Raw genomic sequence first — 19,214 nt, 5'->3', positions numbered from 1 at the left:
CTGGAAAAAGGAGATAAACGAATCATGGCTTTGACTCTGCAAAAAGGTGGCAACCTTTCGCTGTCCAAAACCGACCCGACCTTGACCAATGTATTGATCGGCCTGGGCTGGGACCCGCGCGCCACTGACGGCCAGGAATTTGACCTGGACGCCAGCGCATTCCTGCTCGGTGCCAACGGTAAAGTCCGCAGCGAAGCCGACTTCATTTTCTACAACCAGCTCAAGAGCGCCGATGGCTCCGTGGAGCATGCCGGTGACAACCGTACCGGCGCTGGCGATGGTGATGATGAAGTCGTGAAGGTCGACCTGACTCGCGTGCCTGCCGATGTTGATAAGATCGTATTCGTCGTGACCATTCACGACGCTGACAGCCGCAAGCAGAACTTCGGTCAGGTGGGCGGTTCTTTCATCCGCGTACTGAACGAGAAGTCTGGCGCTGAAGTCGTTCGCTACGATCTGGCCGAAGATGCTTCGACCGAAACCGCGATGATCTTCGCTGAGCTGTATCGCAATAACGGTGAGTGGAAATTCCGCGCCGTAGGCCAGGGTTATGCCGGTGGCCTGAAGGCTGTAGCCAACGCTCACGGTATGAATTTCTGATTCATACCCTTATTACTTCTTTAGAAAAGGATTACGCACATGGCTGTAAGTCTGAGTAAAGGCGGTAACGTTTCCCTGTCCAAAGAGGCTCCAGGCCTGACCGAAATCACCGTAGGCCTGGGCTGGGACCCACGTGTGACCGACGGCACCGAATTCGATCTGGACGCTTCCGTTTTCGTTGTGGGCGAGAATGGCAAGGTGCTGGATGACAGCGGCTTCATTTTCTACAACAACAAGAAGTCGGCTGACGGTTCGGTCGAGCACCTGGGCGACAACCGCTCCGGCGCTGGCGACGGCGACGACGAGTCTGTTCTGGTCAAGCTGCCAACCCTGAACGCTGCTGTGAAGAAGCTGGTTTTCGGCGTCACCATCCACTCGGCTGATGAGCGCAAGCAAAGCTTCGGTCAAGTGGCCAACGCCTACATCCGCGTTCTGAACAAGGCGGATGGCAAGGAAATCGCTCGTTACGACCTGTCGGAAGACGCATCGACTGAAACCGCGATGATCTTCGGCGAGCTGTATCGTCATGGCGACGAGTTCAAGTTCAAGGCCATCGGCCAAGGCTTCGCAGGCGGCTTGAAGCCTCTGGCAGAAGCACACGGCGTATCGATCGGCTAAACCCGGTCAGCGTCATGAAAAACCCTGCCAGCGATGGCAGGGTTTTTTTATTGGTGTGGGAATTCATTCGCGAAAAGGCCATCTTCGCGAATGAATTCGCTCCAACGAGCTGTCTGAAAGTTTATAGAATCCCGGCACCCTTGGCTGCCTTGAGCCAGTCCGGGAACTCTTCCATCAACAAGTCGTACAGCTTCTCTTCCGGAACCTCATCCAGTCGGTCCAGAGCAAAGAAATTGCAGTTATCCACAACCCGTCCGGTCATGTCGTCGAGCTTTTCCAGGATTCCATAGCCGCGTCCGCCCAGGCCGACGAATTGCCAGAAGATCGGCAGTTTCGCCGCTTCGGTCATCAGCCGGGTGATTTCCCTGTCCTGATGAACACCGCCATCGCTGATGAACAGGATGTAGATCGGTGTCCGGTCGCCTGATTGCTTGTAGTAATCAATGACCATGCGCATGGCCTTGGGCTCATCATTGACCCTTGCGCCCAGCTCCCAGTTCTTCCAGCCGCCGTTGTCGGTCTGGATGAAGTCCTTGAAGTTGCTCAGCGACACCGACGATAACTGGCAAGGCCGGGCGCCGAAAGCCCAGCAGTCCAGTGCGCCGTCATCATCGAAATGCACCGCCAGAGGAATGAGGCGGTTGACCACTTCCTGCACATGGCCGCGGCTGTATTGCGCGTTCATGGAGCCGGAAGCATCCAAGACCAGACCGACACGAGCCTTGGTGTCGGTCAGTCTGGCTTTCTCCAGACTGACCTGAGCCTTTTTCGCCAGGCTGACCAGCTGAGGCGCTGCTTCGGCGATTTTCTTCTCCAGCGACACTCTGGCTGGCGCTGGTGCGGGAGCTTCGGCGACTTCGCCACCGAAGTGCACCACCAGAGCATCCAGGCCAGCGTTGTAACCCTGCAGGTTGGATGCAATGCGCCATTCACCGTTCTTGCGATAGAGGTCGGCGACCATGATGGCTTTTTCGGCAGCGAAGGTTGCGCCAGAGAACTCGCCGCGAGCGACTTCGCGCCCGGCATCCTTGATGCTGAAGTGGCTGGCCTGGATGTCGCTCATTGCCCCGGCGCCATCGATGGACGCCGTGAACACCAGCCGGTCTATGGAAGCAGGCAGTCCGGCGAGGGCAATCTGAAAGTCGCCGCCGTTGACTTGCCTGACGCTGTTGCAAGGGCTGGCGGGCTGGTTGAAGAAAATCATGTAGCGGTCATCCGACAGCTTGCCCTGAGCATCAACGCCGAAGCAGACGTAATCGATCACATGGGCGGACTTGATGTCGATGGACAGGGTGAGGTCCGAGCCTTGAATCAGGCTGGAAAGCGGGATTCGCTGGCCTTGAGTGATTAGCATGTCTCTTCCTTGTGCATTCGGGGCCAGTGGCGGCCCCGGGATTGTTCAGCGCTCGCTTCGTGCCACTCCCGCCGGGCTGGCCGCCAGCATGCGCCCGGCCAGGCGCGAGAAGGGCAGGCTTTGCAGCCATACCGTGCCAGGGCCGGTCAGTCTGGCGAAGAACACACCTTCGCCGCCGAACAGCATGGATTTGATGCCGCCCACCATGCGGATGTCGTAATCGACGCCCTGAGTCATGGCTGCGAGGCAGCCGGTGTCTACATCCAGGGATTCACCCGCCGCCAGTTCGATCTTGCGAACGGTGCCGCCCATGTGAACGAACACCCAGCCGTCGCCTTCGAGCTTTTGCAGCACAAAGCCTTCGCCGCCAAACAGGCCGGTGAGGATTTTCTTCTGGAATTGAATGCCGATGGACACACCTTTGGCACCTGCCAGAAAGCTGTCCTTCTGGCAGATCAGTTTGCCGCCGAAGTCGCGCAGGCGCAGTGGCAGGATGGTGCCAGGGTAAGGTGCTGCAAATGCGACGCGACCCTTGCCGGAGCCTTGTTGCGAGAACACGGTCGTGAACAGGCTTTCGCCTGTGAGCATGCGTTTGCCCGCGCCGAAGAGCGAACCCAGCAGCCCTGAAGACTGGTTGCTGCCGTCCCCAAAGATGGTTTCCATCTGCACGTCGCAGGTCTTGTACATCATCGAGCCGGCCTCGGCCACGGCGCTTTCGCCACGGTCCAGCTCAAGCTCGACGAACTGCGTTTCGGTGCCGTACAGCTTGAAGTCCACGCCATCGGTGGCTTGCCCGGAGCCAAAACCGCTTGAGCTGTTTGGATCGGGCGTAAACGAAGGTCGTCTAATAGCTGGAGCTGGAGCTGGAGCTGGAGCTGGAGCTGGAGCTGGAGCTGGAGCTGCGTGCGCGGGCAGGGCCGATGGCCGTGGCTGGATCATGTCGGGCGACGGGTCTGGAAACGGCGTGATGCCATCCTTCTTCATGGCCCGCACTTCCTGCACCTGGTAGATCGGCTGCCAGTCCGGCATGCCTTGCTTCCAGCACCATGCGCCCGGCGCTTCACGCGCAATGAGGCGAGCCGCCGCTGCGTCCATGGGGCCGAGCTGCTTGCCCGCATTCACTACAAACCATTGTTCCAAGATGACGGCTCCTCTCTTTTGAGCTGTGGACAGGTCAGATGCTCAAGCGCATGGACAGGTCCACCGCTTTCACATCCTTGGTCATCGCGCCAATGGAGATATAGTCCACGCCGGTTTCGGCAATCACCCGCAAGGTGTCGTCATTGATACCGCCGCTGGCTTCGAGCTTGGCGCGTCCAGCGGTCAGGCGCACGGCCTCACGCATGTCATCCAGGCTCAATTCGTCGAGCATGATGATGTCGGCACCGGCTTCGAGCGCCTGCTTGAGTTCGCTCAGGCTTTCCACTTCGACTTCCACAGGTTTGCCGGGGGCGATCTTGTGCGCGGCGGCAACGGCCTGGGCAATGCCGCCACAGGCAGCAATGTGGTTTTCCTTGATCAGGAAGGCATCATGCAGGCCGATGCGATGGTTGTGGCAACCGCCACAGGTCACGGCATATTTCTGCGCCAGGCGCAGGCCGGGCAGGGTCTTGCGGGTATCGAGCAGCTTGACCTGAGTGTCGCTCACCATGTCGGCATAGTGCTGCGCACGGGTGGCAACGCCAGACAGCAGTTGCAGAAAGTTGAGCGCACTGCGCTCGCCGGTCAGCAGCGAGCGGGCCGGACCTTCCAGATGGAACAGCGCCTGATTGGGGCTGACCCGGTCGCCATCGGTCACTTGCCAGTGCACGGCAACCCGAGGGTCGAGCTGACGAAAAACCGTGTCGACCCATGCCACACCTGCGATCACGGCTTCGTCGCGAGAAATGATGGTGGCCTTGGCCAGCCGCTCTTCGGGGATCAGTTGAGCGGTGATGTCGCCACTGCCGACGTCTTCGAGCAATGCGCGCCGCACATTGGCTTCTATTTCGGCTGTCAGGTCGGCGAGTCGTAAATTCGGCATATCGGGCTCCACTAACAAAGTCGCAGGAGTATAAGGCACGGCACCTTTGTAACCCACCTGTAAGGCTGGTCACGCTCGCAAAGCGTGCTGTTGGTCGGTTTTGTAAATTCCTTTGCGATATATGTCTATTAGCGTTGTCTATCGCTGCACGTCCCCTGATCTGTAATGCGCTTGTTACAAGGCGCAATACTTCGCTGGCGTTCGATACAAGTTTTGAAAGATAATCCGACTTGTATTTGACGTCATAGCTTTGACGTAGCGCAAAGACCATGGGGATCGCTTCACAGGCGAAGGTTGCAAGCCGCGTTTGTGATGGGATTAAAGCCGTTTCCTGTCAGGGGGTTTGATGCAAAACGACGAAAACGTTGTGCCGTTGAGCAAGGGAATTCCTGCCCAGGGTACAAGTACGCCTCTGGCCCGGCTGCCCGTCGTGTTGTTGCAGGTGCGCGATAAAGCCGCACAGCAGCTCAAGGATGCTTTGCAGGCGTTGTTCGACAACGCTGACGACACCCTCTTCGAGATGGCCGACCGCGCTGTCAGCAACACTGAGCAGAACCTGTTTTTCGAGGCCATGCGCGATTTGCGCCTCAAGCGCAAAAGCATCGAGCGGGCGTTTCTCGACAAGTTCTACGAGTCTTTCCTGGCGCTGGGCCAATACCAGATTACCGAGCCTGTGCTTCCTGCAGCGGTCGCTTTCGACAAGCTGTCACTGGTGCCCAACGACGAGCTGGAAAAAACCGTGGCCGTCGATTCGATGGTCGCCAAGGTCATGAGCCGCGATGGCGTTGCCTTGAGCCAGTTGACCGCGCGCTTGAACGAGCTGCTTCCCCAATCCATTACAGTCGATGCCAACCCCATGGGGCCGGCAATGCTGTGCAATTTCTTTCTTCAGGCCAAGCGCAGCCTGGGGGTCGAGATCAAGGTCAAGCTGATCGTTCTCAAGCTGTTCGAGAAATACATCCTGACCAACATCGATCACCTGTATGGCGAAGCCAATCAGTTGCTGATCGCTACCGGCATCCTGCCTGAAATGAAAGCCTTGCCTGCCCGTCGTTCTTCCGACAGGCCTGTTCCCAGGGCTCGGGTCAGCGAACTGTCCAGTCCGGCACTGGCGCAGGCGGCGGACAAGCTCGACAAGGGCGTGCTCGAAGTGTTTTCGGCGCTGCAGGAACTCTTGCTGCAAGTGCGCGGCAACCTGACGCCGCGTCATGGCCCGAGCTCTGAGGTTCGCCCCATCTCCAGCAAGGACCTGCTGCGTCTGCTTTCGCACTTGCAGCAATACGTGCCGACTTCGGATGCCCCTGAAGATTTCGACTTGCGCAACCAGCTTGAGCAACTGCTGACACGTGTCAGCGTCAAGAGCGGCAAGTCTCGCAGCGTCGGCGCAGGTGATGAGGACGTTATCAACCTGATTGCCATGCTGTTCGAGTTCATCCTCGATGACCGCAACCTGCCGCACTCGCTGCGGGCGTTGATCGGGCGCTTGCAGATTCCGATGCTCAAGGTTGCAGTGATCGACAAGAGTTTCTTCAGTCGTGGCAGCCATCCTGCCCGTCGTCTGCTCAACGAAATTGCCACTGCTGCACTGGGCTGGGGCGGGCGCGATGATTATCAGCGCGACTCGCTGTACATGCGTGTCGACCAGATCGTGCAGCGTCTGCTCAACGATTTTGTCGATGACCCGGCGATTTTCTCCGAACTGCTGGCTGACTTCCTGGCTTTCACCAGCGACGAGCGCCGTCGTAGCGAACTGCTTGAGCAGCGTACTCGGGATGCCGAAGAGGGCCGCACCCGTGCCGAGCTGGCGCGTCAGTTGGTTCAGCATGAATTGAACCAGCGCTTGCTGGGTAAAACTCTGCCCGAAGCTGTGGTGCGTCTGCTGGAGCAGGCCTGGAGCAAGGTGCTGCTGCTGACCTGCCTCAAGCATGGCGAAGGTTCGAGCGAGTGGCTGGCCGGTTTGCAGGCCATGGACGATCTGGTCTGGAGTGTCGAACTGCACGAAGACCCGGAATCACGGCAGAAGCTGCTCGAACTGGTGCCGGGGCTGCTCAAGTCACTGCGCGAGGGTCTGACCAGCGCCGCTTTTGACCCGTTCGCCACCAGTGAATTCTTCAGTCAGCTGGAAGTTCTGCATGTCCAGGCTTTCCAGCATTTCTCACGCCTTCAGGATGTTCAGGGTGAGGAGCTTCAAAGCTCTGTAGCACTGGCTGAAGCCGAGCCTGCTGAAGGCCCGGCAATGATGGTCGTGATGGAGGAGATCGTTCTGACTGCGCCTGACGAGCCTTTGAGCAATGAAAGTGTCCTGCAATTGCCCAATGACGATGCAGGCCTGCAGATGGTCGACAAGCTGCGCGTTGGCAATTGGGTCGAGATCCAGGAAGACGAGGAGAACAAGCTGCGCTGCAAGCTCACGGCTATCGTCGAGCCTTCCGGGCGTTACGTGTTCGTCAATCGTACCGGCATGAAGGTTCTGGAGAAGTCCCGCATGGGGCTGGCCATCGAATTGCGTCGCGGCACCATCCGCATCCTTGACGATGCCTTGCTGTTCGACCGTGCGCTTGAGTCGGTGATCAGCAGCCTGCGCAAGCTCAAGGGCGCATAACACCTGATCGGGGAGAGGGCCGCCCTGCAAGCGGCCCACGAAGATCCATCGCCTGAAATACCTTCGCGAATGAATTCGCTCCTACCGCAGGTGCTGTTTGGGCATACTTGCGCCTATCGAAACCCATCTTCAAGGAGCTTTCATGCAGTTGGACCCCGCAAGCGGTTGGTGTGACGGCGTGCAGCATTGCCCGTCACCCAATTTCAATGCGCGACCCGAAGGTGAAATCTCGCTGCTGGTGATCCACAACATCAGCCTGCCGCCTGCTCAGTTCAAGACAGGCAAGGTCCAGGAGTTTTTCCAGAACCGTTTGGATATCACCGAGCATCCCTATTTCGAGGGTATTGCCGATCTGCGTGTTTCGGCGCATTTTCTGATCGAACGTGATGGCGAGGTGACTCAATTCGTCTCATGTCTTGACCGGGCCTGGCATGCTGGCGTTTCCTGTTTCCAGGAGCGCGAAGCCTGTAATGACTTCTCCATCGGTATCGAGCTGGAAGGCACGGATGACCAGCCCTTTACCGATGCGCAATATGCCGCCTTGATCGCTCTGACGCGCCAGTTGCGCCAGGCATTTGTGGCGATCACGCCCGATCGCATTTGTGGGCACAGCGATATCGCACCCGGACGCAAGACCGATCCGGGGCCGTGTTTCGACTGGGCTCGTTTTCAAGCCGCCTTGCAGGACTGAAGTGAGGATCAAGCGATGAGTTTTCTGGTGTTGCTGCTGGCAGTGTGGGTCGAAAAGTTTTCGGCGCTGCGCCAGCGTGTACAACGTGACGGGCCATGGCTGAAGGAACTGGCCAGGCTCGAGTCAAGTCCGCGAACCGCTTCTCGCCCCCGGATAATGCTGGCTCTGTTGGTCCTGCTGCCGCTTCTGATACTGCACCTGGCGCTGACCATCGTCGGTTCGGTGGCTTACGGCTGGCTGGCTCTGCCTGTCCATCTTCTGGTGCTGATCTACAGCCTTGGCCGTGGTGATCTGCTGGCCGCGCTCGGCCCGTTTCGCGATGCCTGCCGACGTGGTGATGAACAGGCTGCCGTGCATGTGGCCGAAAGAGACATGGGCGTGCAGGCAGACAACGGCGAGCAACTGCTTGAGGGCGTTCAGGGCTACATGCTCTGGCAGGCTTATCAGAGCTTCTTCGTGGTGATCTTCTGGTACTTCCTGCTGGGGCCTGTCGCGGCGCTGGCTTATCGCTTGCTGGCCCTGGCGGCCGAACACGGCAAGACTCCGGCGCTGGTGGAGCGGGCGACGCAATTGCGTCATGCCTTCGACTGGGTGCCGGTCAGGTTGCTGGCGGCCAGCTTCGCACTGGTGGGCAACTTCGTGGCGGTCAGCCGGGTGATGCTGCATGAGTTGCTCAACTGGAATATCAGCGCCGCGCAACTGATTGCCCGCATCGGCCGTGTTGCCAGCGAAGTCCCGGCACCTGTCATGGGCGCCGATGGCGTGACCAGCCTCGATATGCTCTGGGAGTTGCTGGTGCGCGCCGCAGTCGTCTGGTATGCGGGTTTTGCGCTGTGGACATTGTTGATCTGATCTGTAGGCGCGAATTCATTCGCGAACAGGCCACCCGAACAACTCACAGGCATTGCGCGTACTCACTTGCGCTAACTGCTCCGGGCTGACGTTCAACAGCCCGGCCAGCGCCCGGGATATTTCCGGCAAATGCTCTGGACTATTGCGCTGATTCGGATACATCGCCGGAGCCATGTCCGGCGAGTCGGTTTCCAGCACAATGCTTTCCAGTGGCAGCTCGGCGATGACCCGGTGCATGCGTAGCGCCTGCGGCCAGGTCGCGGCACCGCCAAGGCCGAGCTTGAACCCCAGCCTGATATATTCCCGAGCCTCTTCTCGACTGCCGGCAAACGCATGGATGATCCCGCTGCGTTTGAGCTTGTGACGCTTGAGCGTCGCGATCACATCCGCGTGGCTGCGCCGTACATGCAACAGCGCCGGTAGATTGAAGTCAGCCGCCAGTTGCAGTTGCGCCTCGAAGACCTGCTGCTGGTTCTGGCGGTCCGGGTTTTCGACGTAGTAATCCAGCCCGATCTCCCCCACAGCGCACAGTTGAGGGTGGCCTTTGAGGCGGCTCAACCAGTCGCCGAGTTCAGTCAGATGCTCGGTGCGATGCTCGTCGATGTAGACCGGATGCAGGCCGAACGCCGCATACAGCGCCGGATGCTCCAGTGTCAGGTCCCATAGCCGCTTCCAGTTCCGCTGATAAACCCCTAGCACCACCATGCGCTCCACGCCCAGGGTGCGGCACTTGTCGAGCACCTGTTGACGATCATCGTCGAAGTCCGGGAAATCCAGGTGAGTGTGGGTGTCGATCAGCATTGCCGGTCAGCCCTCGTGAATCCGCTGCTTGAAGGTCCGCACGATGGCATGCACGCCGGGTTCGTACTGATCGTTTTCGATGGCGGCCAGTGCCAGTTGCAGGGCCTTTTCGGCAATCAACTGATGTTGCTGGGCCATTGCATTGACCGGCAGCGGCAGGAAGTCCAGCAACTGGGTGTCACCGAAAGTGCCCAGGTGTAATTGCGCCGGGTTGAGTGACTGGCTTTGCAGCACATCGAAAACACCTTGCAGCAGCACGTAGGACGTTGTGATCAGCGCATCGGGCAAGTGCCCCAGGCGTTGCAGCATGTCACTCATCAGACGCTGGCCGCACTCGCGGCTGAACGCTTCGCCATGTTCGATCGTGGTCGTGCCGGTAAAGCCACCGAGCGCATGCCGGAAACCGTCGGCACGCGACTGGCTGACGCTTAGTTCAGGGCGCGCACCCAGCAAGGCGATGTGTTCGGGATTCGTCTGTAACAGGCTGCGGGTGAGTTGCAGGCTGGCGTCGTGGTCATCGCTGACCACCGAGCAGAAGAACTCGGCGTTCATTTCCCGGTCAATGGCGATGATCGGCAGGCCTTTGTTCTGCAGTTCGCGGTAACTGTCGTTACTGGCGGGCAGGCAACTGGCGACCAGCAACGCATCGCAGCGTCGGGCACGAAAGACCTGCAGCAGTTGCAGTTCGCTGGCGGGATCGTCGTCGGAGCTTGCGATCAGCAACTGATAGCCGCGGGCGCGGGCGCCTTGCTCCAGCAGCTTGGCGATACGGGCGTAACTGGGGTTTTCCAGGTCCGGCAGTATGAAGCCCAGGGTACGGCTGTGACGAGTACGCAAGCCGGCGGCTTGAGGGTTGGGGCGGAAGTCATGTTGTTCGACAACCGCCTTCACACGCTCGACGGTCGCGGGGCTGATGCGTTGCTGTTCGGCCTTGCCATTGATCACGTAACTGGCGGTGGTGACGGAAACACCTGCCAGACGCGCAATATCGCTGAGTTTCACGCGAAAAGTTCCTTTTCGTGGTTGTCTCTTATCAACGAGGAGTTTCGCTGATCGCGGAGCATCTTTACACCAGACCATAGGGGATGCCCAAGTGCTCGGTGTATTTTGAGACGTCTCCTACAGCTATCGGACCGACTGGGCTTCAACGAGAGGCCATAATCGAGTAACGTGCCGTGCAATTGTAGGTTAAACGATTCAGCAAGCTGATATTTGCTGCAAATCAGGATGAAATTGCAATCCGACAGGCAGTACTTTCATCTCCCAAGCTGTCGATCACTCAATGGTCGTCATTAAAACAAGAATCAGGTAGCGCTCTGGCGCTGCACAGGAGTCAGGACATGCTCGAACTTTCTCTGGAGCAAATATCCATGGGCCGCACGGCTGTGGATAAGTCGGGCGCGTTGCAACTGATCGCCGATCATCTGGTCGCTGACGGTCTGGTTGCCGAGGGTTACCTCAACGGGCTGATGAATCGCGAGCAGCAAGGCTCTACCTTTCTTGGCCAAGGCATCGCAATCCCCCATGGCACCCCTGAAACCCGCGACCTGGTGTTCAGTACCGGCGTGCGCCTGATGCAATTCCCTGAAGGCGTGGATTGGGGCGACGGGCAAATCGTTTACCTGGCCATCGGTATTGCTGCCAAGTCAGACGAGCACTTGCGGCTGCTGCAACTGCTGACCCGTGCATTGGGCGAAGCGGATCTGGGCCAGGCCCTGCGCGAGGCGAAAACCCCGGAAGATCTGCTGCGGCTCTTGCAGGGCGCACCTCAGGAACTGGCCCTCGACGCACAGATGATAAGCCTCGGCGTATCGGCCGACGATTTTGAAGAGCTGGTCTGGCGCGGTGCGCGTCTGTTGCGCCGTGCCGATTGCGTCAACAATGGCTTTGCCGCGATTCTCCAGCAAGTAGAAGCCTTGTCGTTGGGTGATGGCCTGTGGTGGCTGCACAGCGAGCAGACGGTCAAGCGTCCTGGTCTGGCCTTCGTGACACCGGACAAACCTCTGCGCTATCTGGGCCAACCCCTGACAGGGCTGTTCTGCCTGGCCAGCCTCGGGGAAGCTCACCAGACACTGCTTGAGCGCCTGTGCTCGCTGTTGATCGAAGGGCGTGGTCACGAACTGGGCCATGCCACCAACAGCCGCGTCATCCTGCAAGCCCTGGGCGGTGAGTTGCCCGCCGAGTGGCCGACCCTGCAGATTGGCCTGGCCAACGCCCACGGCCTGCATGCCCGTCCAGCCAAGGTGCTGGCGCAACTGGCCAAGGAGTTTGAAGGCGAGATTCGTGTGCGCGTGGTGGAAACCGGCGAAACCGCAGTGTCGGCCAAGAGCCTGAGCAAGCTGCTCAGCCTCGGTGCCCGTCGCGGGCAGACGCTGGAATTCATTGCTGAGCCGAGCATTGCGCAAGACGCTTTGCCTGCCTTGCTGGCGGCTGTTGAGCAAGGCCTTGGTGAGGACGTCGAGCCATTGCCGGTCGCGACCGAGCCGCAACCTGCTCCCCAAAAAGCTGCCCTGGCCAAGGCCGTTGCGGCACCCCTCGATGGTGCCGTGCTGCAAGCCGTCTCGGCCTCGCCGGGCATTGCCATCGGGCCTGCTCATGTTCAGGTGCTGCAAGCCTTCGATTATCCAGAGCAGGGCGAGTCTGTAGCTGCCGAGCGTGAGCGCCTGCAACAGGCCCTTGCCGAAGTGCGCCGGGATATCGAAAACCTGATCCAGCGCAGCAAGGCCAAGGCCATTCGCGAAATTTTCATCACCCACCAGGAAATGCTCGATGACCCGGAGCTGGGCAGCGAGACCGAACTGCGCCTGAACAAGGGCGAAAGCGCCGCTGCCGCCTGGGCCGGAGTGATCGATGCCGCCGCTTCCCAGCAAGAGCAGTTGAATGATGTGCTGCTGGCCGAGCGTGCTGCGGATCTGCGGGATGTCGGGCGCCGTGTGCTGGCGCAAATATGTGGCGTCGAAACCGTTGCCGCTCCCGACGAACCTTACATTCTGGTGATGGATGAAGTCGGCCCGTCTGACGTGGCGCGACTGGACCCGGCGCATGTCGCGGGCATCCTCACCGCTCGGGGTGGCGCAACGGCGCACAGCGCTATCGTGGCCCGTGCCCTGGGTATTCCGGCGCTGGTGGGCGCTGGTGATGACGTATTGCAACTCAAGCCGGGCACCGTTCTGCTGCTCGATTGCCAGCGGGGTCGTCTGACTGTCGCGCCGGATGAGTCGGTCCTGCAGCGTGCCGTACAGGACCGCGATGCCCGTGAACAGCGTCTCAAGGCTGCAGCCGCCTCGCGCATGGAGCCTGCAGTGACTCGCGATGGTCATGCCGTCGAAGTCTTCGCCAACATCGGCGACAGCACCGGCACTCCGGCAGCGGTAGAGCAGGGCGCCGAAGGCATCGGCCTGCTGCGTACCGAATTGCTGTTCATGGCTCATTCCCAGGCACCGGACGAGGCGACTCAGGAAGCCGAATACCGTCGCGTGCTCACCGATCTGGGCGGTCGACCTCTGGTGGTCCGTACTCTTGACGTCGGCGGTGACAAACCGTTGCCGTACTGGCCCATCGACAAGGAAGAAAATCCGTTCCTCGGTGTGCGCGGCATTCGCCTGACCCTGCAACGCCCGGACGTGATGGAAAGCCAGTTGCGCGCCTTGCTGCGCTCAGCCGACAGTGGCCCGCTGCGCATCATGTTTCCCATGATCGGCACCGTTGAAGAGTGGCGTCAGGCCCGTGACATGACTCAGCGCCTGCGTGAAGAAATCCCGGTCAGCGATCTGCAACTGGGGATCATGATCGAGGTTCCGTCAGCGGCGTTGCTGGCACCGGTACTGGCCAGGGAAGTGGACTTCTTCAGCGTCGGCACCAATGACCTGACCCAATACACCATGGCCATCGACCGTGGCCATCCGACCCTTTCCGCTCAGGCGGACGGTTTGCACCCAAGCGTGCTGCAACTGATCGACATGACCGTGCGCGCCGCCCATGCCAATGGCAAGTGGGTGGGCGTGTGCGGCGAACTGGCGGCGGACCCGCTGGCGGTGCCGGTACTGGTCGGGTTGGGTGTGGATGAGTTGAGTGTTTCGGCGCGCAGCATTGGCGAGGTCAAGGCGTGCGTACGTGAACTGGAACTGAGCACCGCTCAAAAACTGGCGCAACAGGCGCTGACCGCAGGCAGCGCAGCCGAAGTGCGTGCGCTGGTGGAGGCTTTGTAATGGCGAAGATTCTTACCCTGACCATGAACCCGGCGCTGGACTTGACCGTGCAGTTGGGCCAGTTGGAGCTCGGGCAGGTCAATCGCAGCGACGCCATGCTCAGCCATGCGGCCGGCAAGGGCCTGAACGTGGCTCAAGTGTTGGCCGATCTGGGGCATGAGCTGACCGTGGCCGGGTTTCTCGGCATCGATAATCAACAGCCGTTCGAGTCCCTGTTCACCCGGCGTGGTTTTGTCGACGAGTTCGTGCGCGTGCCGGGCGAAACCCGCAGCAACATCAAACTGGCCGAAGGCAGTGGTCGCATCACGGATTTGAACGGTCCTGGCCCGCAGGTCAGCGAAGCGGCCCAGCAAGCCCTGTTCACCAGGGTCGAGCAGATTGCCACCGGTTTCGATGCCGTGGTGGTCGCTGGCAGCCTGCCTCGTGGCGTAACGCCCGAGTGGCTGCAAAAGCTCTTGCTCATGCTCAAGAGTCTCGGCCTCAAAGTAGCGCTGGACAGCAGCGGCCTGGCTCTGCGTGCCGGTCTTGCGGCAGGCCCTTGGCTGATCAAACCCAATACTGAAGAACTGGCCGATGCGCTCGATGCACCGATCATCTCCATTGCTGCCCAGGCCGAAGCGGCGACTCGCCTGCGTGCCCAGGGCATCGAGCATGTGGTGATTTCCCAGGGTTCCGAAGGTGTTCACTGGTTCAGTTCCAGCACCGCGCTGCATTCGCTGCCCCCGAAAGTCACCGTCGCCAGCACCGTAGGCGCCGGGGATTCTCTGTTGGCAGGCATGGTTCACGGTTTGCTCGGCGGCCATGAACCACAGAAAACCTTGCGCACGGCGACCGCGATTGCCGCCATGGCAGTGACCCAGATCGGTTTCGGCATTACCGATGCCGCCCAACTCAAACGACTTGAAAGCGGCGTCACTGTACGCAGCCTGACAGAACAATAAGAGAGGATCGTGATGAAGTTAGCCATTGTAACGGCCTGCCCGAACGGCAAGGTCAGCAGCGTCCTCAGCGCACGCTTGCTCGATGCGGCAGCCCAGCGTCAGGGTTGGGAAACCAGCGTCGAAGTCGTGGACCCGAACAAGCCCGAACAACACCTTTCGGCGCTGGATATCGAAGCGGCCGATCTGGTGCTGGTGGTCAACACCGGCCCGCTGGACCTGAGCCGTTTTGTCGGCAAGCGCCTGTTCCAGGACACGCCCGCTCATGCCTTGCAGGATGTGGACGGTTTCCTGAAGCGTGCCGCCGATGAGGCCCACGTCTATGCTGCGCCCGCGGCCGATGAGGCTATCGCTATCGGCAGCTCCGGCAGTCAGCCGCGCATTGTCGCCATTACTGCTTGCCCGACCGGCGTTGCGCACACCTTCATGGCAGCCGAGGCGATTCAGCAGGCTGCCAAGCGTCTGAACTACGACCTGCACGTGGAAACCCAGGGTTCGGTCGGGGCGCGAAACCCGCTCAGCCCGCAAGCCATTGCCGATGCGGACGTGGTGTTGCTGGCAACGGACATCGAGGTCAATACCGATCGTTTTGCGGGCAAGAAAATATATCGCTGCGGCACCGGCATTGCCCTCAAGCAATCCGATGCAACCCTGAAAAAAGCCTTGGCTGAGGGGCAGGTCGAGTCGGCGGATGAAGTGACCCAGTCACCGTCCAGAAAAGAAGGGACCGGCGTCTACAAGCACTTGCTGACCGGCGTGTCGTTCATGCTGCCGATGGTGGTGGCGGGTGGTCTGCTGATTGCGCTGTCGTTCGTGTTCGGCATCAAGGCTTATGAGCAAGAGGGAACTCTGGCGGCAGCCTTGATGAAGATCGGCGGTGAGTCGGCATTCAAACTGATGGTGCCGCTGCTCGCAGGTTACATCGCATACTCCATCGCCGACCGTCCAGGCCTGGCGCCAGGCATGATCGGCGGCTTGCTGGCCAGTACGTTGGGCGCGGGCTTCATCGGCGGTATTGTGGCCGGTTTCCTGGCGGGCTATAGCGCGTGGTTGATCAATCGTTACGCACGCTTGCCAGCCAGCGTTGAAGCACTCAAGCCGATTCTCATCATTCCGTTGCTGTCGAGCCTGTTCACCGGCCTGGTCATGATCTATGTGGTGGGTCAGCCGGTTGCGGGCATGCTCGCCAGCCTGACCACCTTCCTGGACAGCATGGGCACCACCAACGCGATTCTGTTGGGTGTGCTGCTGGGCGCGATGATGTGCGTGGACCTGGGCGGACCGATCAACAAGGCTTCCTATGCGTTTTCCGTAGGCCTGCTTGCATCCCAGAGTTATGCGCCCATGGCGGCTGCGATGGCAGCCGGTATGGTGCCGCCGATCGGCATGGGCATCGCTACGATCCTGGCGCGCCGCAAGTTCGCGCAGAGCGAGCGTGAGGCTGGCAAGGCCGCGTTCGTGCTGGGGCTGTGTTTCATTTCCGAAGGCGCGATTCCTTTTGCCGCCAAGGACCCGCTGCGGGTGATTCCTGCCAGCGTGATCGGCGGGGCGCTGACTGGCGCACTGTCGATGTACTTCGGCTGCAAACTGATGGCGCCCCATGGCGGTCTGTTCGTGATGCTGATCCCCAACGCCATCAACCATGCCTTGCTGTATCTGCTGGCCATTGTCGTGGGCAGCGTGGCGACCGGCGTGATCTACGCAGTGCTCAAACGGCCTGAAGCGGTAGAGATGGAGCTGGCCAAAGCCACCGCCTGATACGTGGGCGCTGGCTGTCATATCCCTCCAACATTGGCCTGCTAGGTTTCCCCTTTCGTATCTTGAAAGGGGTTAACCATGAGCCAGTTCGATCTCAAGCGTCGTCGTGTGATTCAGGCTGTCGGAGCCGGTTTTCTGCTGCCGGGCCTGGCACCGGCAGTCATTGCTTCGGTGCAGGATCGCCCGAAGATGACCGACGGTGTGCAGTCCGGTGATCTGCTGGGTGATCGGGCAATGGTCTGGAGTCGCAGCGACCGGCCATCGCGCATGGTGGTCGAATGGGACACCCGCAGCATGTTCCCCAATCCGCGTCGGCTGGTGTCGGCGCTGGCCGATCAGCGCACCGACTTCACGGCCCGGGTCGAACTGAGCGGCCTGCCTGTGGATCAGGCGATTTTCTACCGCGTTCATTTCGAGGATGCCCAGTCGGGTGTCGCCAGCGAGCCCTGGTTCGGCCATTTGCGCAGCATGCCGCAACAGCGCCGTGACATCCGTTTTGTGTGGAGTGGCGACACCGTCGGCCAGGGCTTCGGCATCAACCCGGACATTGGCGGCATGCGCATCTACGAAGCCATGCGCCTGCGTTTGCCTGACTTCTTTATCCACAGCGGCGACACCATTTACGCCGACGGTCCGGTCCCGGCGCAGATCACCACTGAAGGTGGTCGTATCTGGCGCAACATCACCAGCGAAGCGAAAAGCAAGGTTGCCGAGACCCTGGACGAGTATCGCGGCAACTACCGCTACAACCTGATGGATGAAAACCTGCGCCGCTTCAATGCCGAGGTGCCGCAGATCTGGCAGTGGGACGACCACGAGGTCACCAACAACTGGTCGCCCAGCAAGCAGCTGGATGATCGCTACAAGGTCAAGGACATCCAGTTGCTGTCGGCTCGCGGGCGGCAAGCCTTTCTGGAATACGCACCCATGCGTTTGCAGCAGGCGGATAACGGCGGGCGCATCTACCGCAAAATCCCTTATGGCCCGATGCTCGATGTGTTCGTGCTGGACATGCGCAGTTATCGCGATGGCAATGACGCCAACCTGGCAGACAAGCCGGGGCCGACCACGGCCTTTCTGGGCCGTGAGCAACTGGACTGGCTCAAGGGCGAGCTCAAGGCCTCAAAGGCGCAATGGAAAGTCATCGCGGCAGACATGCCCATTGGTCTTGGTGTCCCGGACGGCGAAGTCAGTCCTGGTGTGGCGCGCTGGGAAGCCATAGCCAACGGCAACGATGGCCCGGCCCTGGGGCGCGAACTGGAAGTGGCCGAGCTGCTCGGTTTTCTTCGTGCGCAAAAGATCCGCGATTGCGTCTGGCTGACGGCTGATGTGCACTATTGCGCTGCTCATCACTATCAACCGGATCGTGCGGTATTCCAGGATTTCGACCCGTTCTGGGAGTTCGTGGCCGGGCCGCTCAACGCGGGCAGCTTCGGTCCCAACGCACTGGACAAGACCTTCGGCCCTGAACTGGTCTTCCAGAAAGCCCCGCCCGCCCAAAACACCTCGCCCTTTGCAGGCTTCCAGTTCTTCGGGGAAGTGAACATCGATGGCCAGACTGCAGAAATGACCGTAACCCTGCGGGATCTGGATGGAGTGTCAGTGTTTGAGCGTAAGTTGCAGCCAGTGACTTAGCAGCCCGTCGCCAGCAAGCTGCCTCCCACAGATTGGGATCAATGCCCAGCTTCTTGTGGGCGCTTCATACCCCTGTGGGAGGCAGCTTGCTGGCGACAGCGGTGTGACGAACTGAAATTCCTTGCAACACCTTCACTCCCTGCTGGCTTATGATGAGGGACCTAACGACAGGACCAGGTCTGCGGCATGCTGGCTATTTTTCTTGAAACCCTGAACATCACCGCGCCTGTATTTGCCATGCTGTTCCTGGGTGTGATCCTCAAGCGCATCCATGCGATCAATGATGGCTTTATCGTCGTGGCTTCGGGTCTGGTGTTCAACGTCACCATGCCGGCTCTTCTGTTTCTGGGGATCATTCACGCCAACCTGAATGAAGCGTTGCAACCCAAGCTGCTGATTTTCTTCAGCGTTGCGACCCTGCTGAGTTTCGCGGCCACCTGGGGCTGGGCGATCTGGCGTTGCCCACCTGAAGATCGGGGTGTGTACGTCCAGGGCGCGTTTCGTGGCAACAATGGCGTAGTGGGCCTGGCGCTGGCTGCCAGTATGTATGGCGCGTACGGTATTTCCCTGGGGGCGATTCTCGCGGCATTGGTGATTGTGTTCTACAACGCGCTTTCGACCATTGTGCTGGCGGTCTACAGCCCAGTGATCAAGTCCGATCCGTGGAGCATCTTCAAGAGTGTGCTGGCCAATCCGCTGATCATCAGTGTCATCGTTGCCTCGCCTTTCGCCTATTTCGGCATCGGCCTGCCCAAATGGCTGGAAACCTCCGGCAGCTATCTGGCGCAGATGACCCTGCCGCTGGCGCTGATCTGTATCGGCGGCACGCTGTCGCTGGCGTCCTTGCGCAAAAGTGGCGCGTTGGCGATCAGTGCGAGCATGGTGAAAATGGTCTGGCTGCCACTGATCTGCACCTTTGCTGCGTGGCTGGTGGGCTTTCGCGGTGCGGAGCTTGGGATTCTGTTCCTGTACTTCGGCAGCCCGACGGCGGCAGCCAGTTACATCATGGCTCGCACGGCCAACGGCAATTACGAGCTGGCCGCCGCGATCATCGTCATCACCACGCTGGCGGCGGCTGTGACAACCAATATCGGGATCTTCCTGTTGCAGTGGGGCGGCTGGATCTAGTCGTCC

15 protein-coding genes are annotated in these 19,214 nt (G+C 60.0%); 10 read left to right on the top strand and 5 right to left on the bottom strand.

Annotated elements, in window-relative coordinates:
- Positions 1-24 precede the first annotated feature (24 nt).
- On the top strand, positions 25-600 hold the full coding sequence (locus KGD89_RS21435; protein ID WP_025261816.1) for a TerD family protein: 576 nt from the start codon (positions 25-27) through the stop codon (positions 598-600).
- Between the two features lie 39 nt (positions 601-639).
- On the top strand, positions 640-1,218 hold the full coding sequence (locus tag KGD89_RS21430; RefSeq protein WP_025261815.1) for a TerD family protein: 579 nt from the start codon (positions 640-642) through the stop codon (positions 1,216-1,218).
- A 121-nt stretch (positions 1,219-1,339) separates the two neighbouring features.
- Here the strand turns inward: KGD89_RS21430 and KGD89_RS21425 are convergent, their stop codons facing one another.
- The 3 genes from KGD89_RS21425 to nadC are packed head-to-tail and all read right to left on the bottom strand — an operon-like array spanning position 1,340 to position 4,595.
- Positions 1,340-2,572: a VWA domain-containing protein gene (locus tag KGD89_RS21425; protein ID WP_025261814.1), complete on the bottom strand. Its 1,233-nt coding sequence runs from the start codon at positions 2,570-2,572 to the stop codon at positions 1,340-1,342.
- A gap of 45 nt (positions 2,573-2,617) precedes the next feature.
- Positions 2,618-3,712 carry a TIGR00266 family protein gene (locus tag KGD89_RS21420; RefSeq protein ID WP_025261813.1) on the bottom strand — a complete coding sequence of 365 codons (1,095 nt, stop codon included), beginning with the start codon at positions 3,710-3,712 and terminating at the stop codon, positions 2,618-2,620.
- Positions 3,713-3,746: 34 nt separating this feature from the next.
- Positions 3,747-4,595 (bottom strand): carboxylating nicotinate-nucleotide diphosphorylase, encoded by an 849-nt coding sequence (gene nadC / locus KGD89_RS21415; protein WP_025261812.1) that lies wholly within the window; start codon positions 4,593-4,595, stop codon positions 3,747-3,749.
- 346 nt (positions 4,596-4,941) lie between these two features.
- On the opposite strand from nadC, the gene KGD89_RS21410 reads away from it, so the two are divergent.
- From KGD89_RS21410 to ampE, 3 genes are all read left to right on the top strand, one after another.
- Positions 4,942-7,197, top strand: coding sequence for a DUF1631 domain-containing protein (locus KGD89_RS21410; protein WP_025261811.1), 2,256 nt, complete (start codon positions 4,942-4,944; stop codon positions 7,195-7,197).
- Positions 7,198-7,339: 142 nt separating this feature from the next.
- Positions 7,340-7,888, top strand: coding sequence for a 1,6-anhydro-N-acetylmuramyl-L-alanine amidase AmpD (ampD, locus tag KGD89_RS21405; RefSeq protein ID WP_025261810.1), 549 nt, complete (start codon positions 7,340-7,342; stop codon positions 7,886-7,888).
- A gap of 15 nt (positions 7,889-7,903) precedes the next feature.
- Entirely contained in the window at positions 7,904-8,740 is an 837-nt protein-coding gene (gene ampE, locus KGD89_RS21400; protein WP_025261809.1) for a regulatory signaling modulator protein AmpE, read from the top strand.
- A gap of 15 nt (positions 8,741-8,755) precedes the next feature.
- Here ampE and KGD89_RS21395 read toward each other — a convergent pair whose 3' ends face one another.
- Positions 8,756-9,541: a TatD family hydrolase gene (locus KGD89_RS21395; RefSeq protein WP_038400029.1), complete on the bottom strand. Its 786-nt coding sequence runs from the start codon at positions 9,539-9,541 to the stop codon at positions 8,756-8,758.
- 6 nt (positions 9,542-9,547) lie between these two features.
- Positions 9,548-10,543, bottom strand: coding sequence for a catabolite repressor/activator (cra, locus tag KGD89_RS21390; RefSeq protein WP_025261807.1), 996 nt, complete (start codon positions 10,541-10,543; stop codon positions 9,548-9,550).
- Between the two features lie 338 nt (positions 10,544-10,881).
- Between cra and ptsP the strand changes: the two genes are divergently transcribed.
- From ptsP to KGD89_RS21365, 5 genes are all read left to right on the top strand, one after another.
- Positions 10,882-13,749, top strand: a complete 2,868-nt coding sequence (gene ptsP / locus KGD89_RS21385) for a phosphoenolpyruvate--protein phosphotransferase (protein ID WP_025261806.1) — start codon at positions 10,882-10,884, stop codon at positions 13,747-13,749.
- Positions 13,749-14,690 (top strand): 1-phosphofructokinase, encoded by a 942-nt coding sequence (pfkB, locus tag KGD89_RS21380; protein ID WP_025261805.1) that lies wholly within the window; start codon positions 13,749-13,751, stop codon positions 14,688-14,690. The genes ptsP and pfkB overlap by 1 nt, the downstream gene beginning before the upstream one ends.
- Positions 14,691-14,702: 12 nt before the next feature.
- Positions 14,703-16,445 (top strand): PTS fructose-like transporter subunit IIB, encoded by a 1,743-nt coding sequence (locus KGD89_RS21375; protein ID WP_025261804.1) that lies wholly within the window; start codon positions 14,703-14,705, stop codon positions 16,443-16,445.
- Between the two features lie 78 nt (positions 16,446-16,523).
- On the top strand, positions 16,524-18,080 hold the full coding sequence (locus KGD89_RS21370) for an alkaline phosphatase D family protein (RefSeq protein WP_025261803.1): 1,557 nt from the start codon (positions 16,524-16,526) through the stop codon (positions 18,078-18,080).
- A 186-nt stretch (positions 18,081-18,266) separates the two neighbouring features.
- Positions 18,267-19,208, top strand: a complete 942-nt coding sequence (locus KGD89_RS21365; RefSeq protein WP_025261802.1) for an AEC family transporter — start codon at positions 18,267-18,269, stop codon at positions 19,206-19,208.
- The last annotated feature ends 6 nt before the right edge of the window (positions 19,209-19,214 follow it).

The organism is Pseudomonas cichorii (genome assembly GCF_018343775.1).
Classification (GTDB): Bacteria; Pseudomonadota; Gammaproteobacteria; order Pseudomonadales; family Pseudomonadaceae; genus Aquipseudomonas; species Aquipseudomonas cichorii.
The sequence above is the reverse complement of the archived record's forward strand: the minus strand, read 5'-3'. Positions and strand labels throughout refer to the sequence as shown.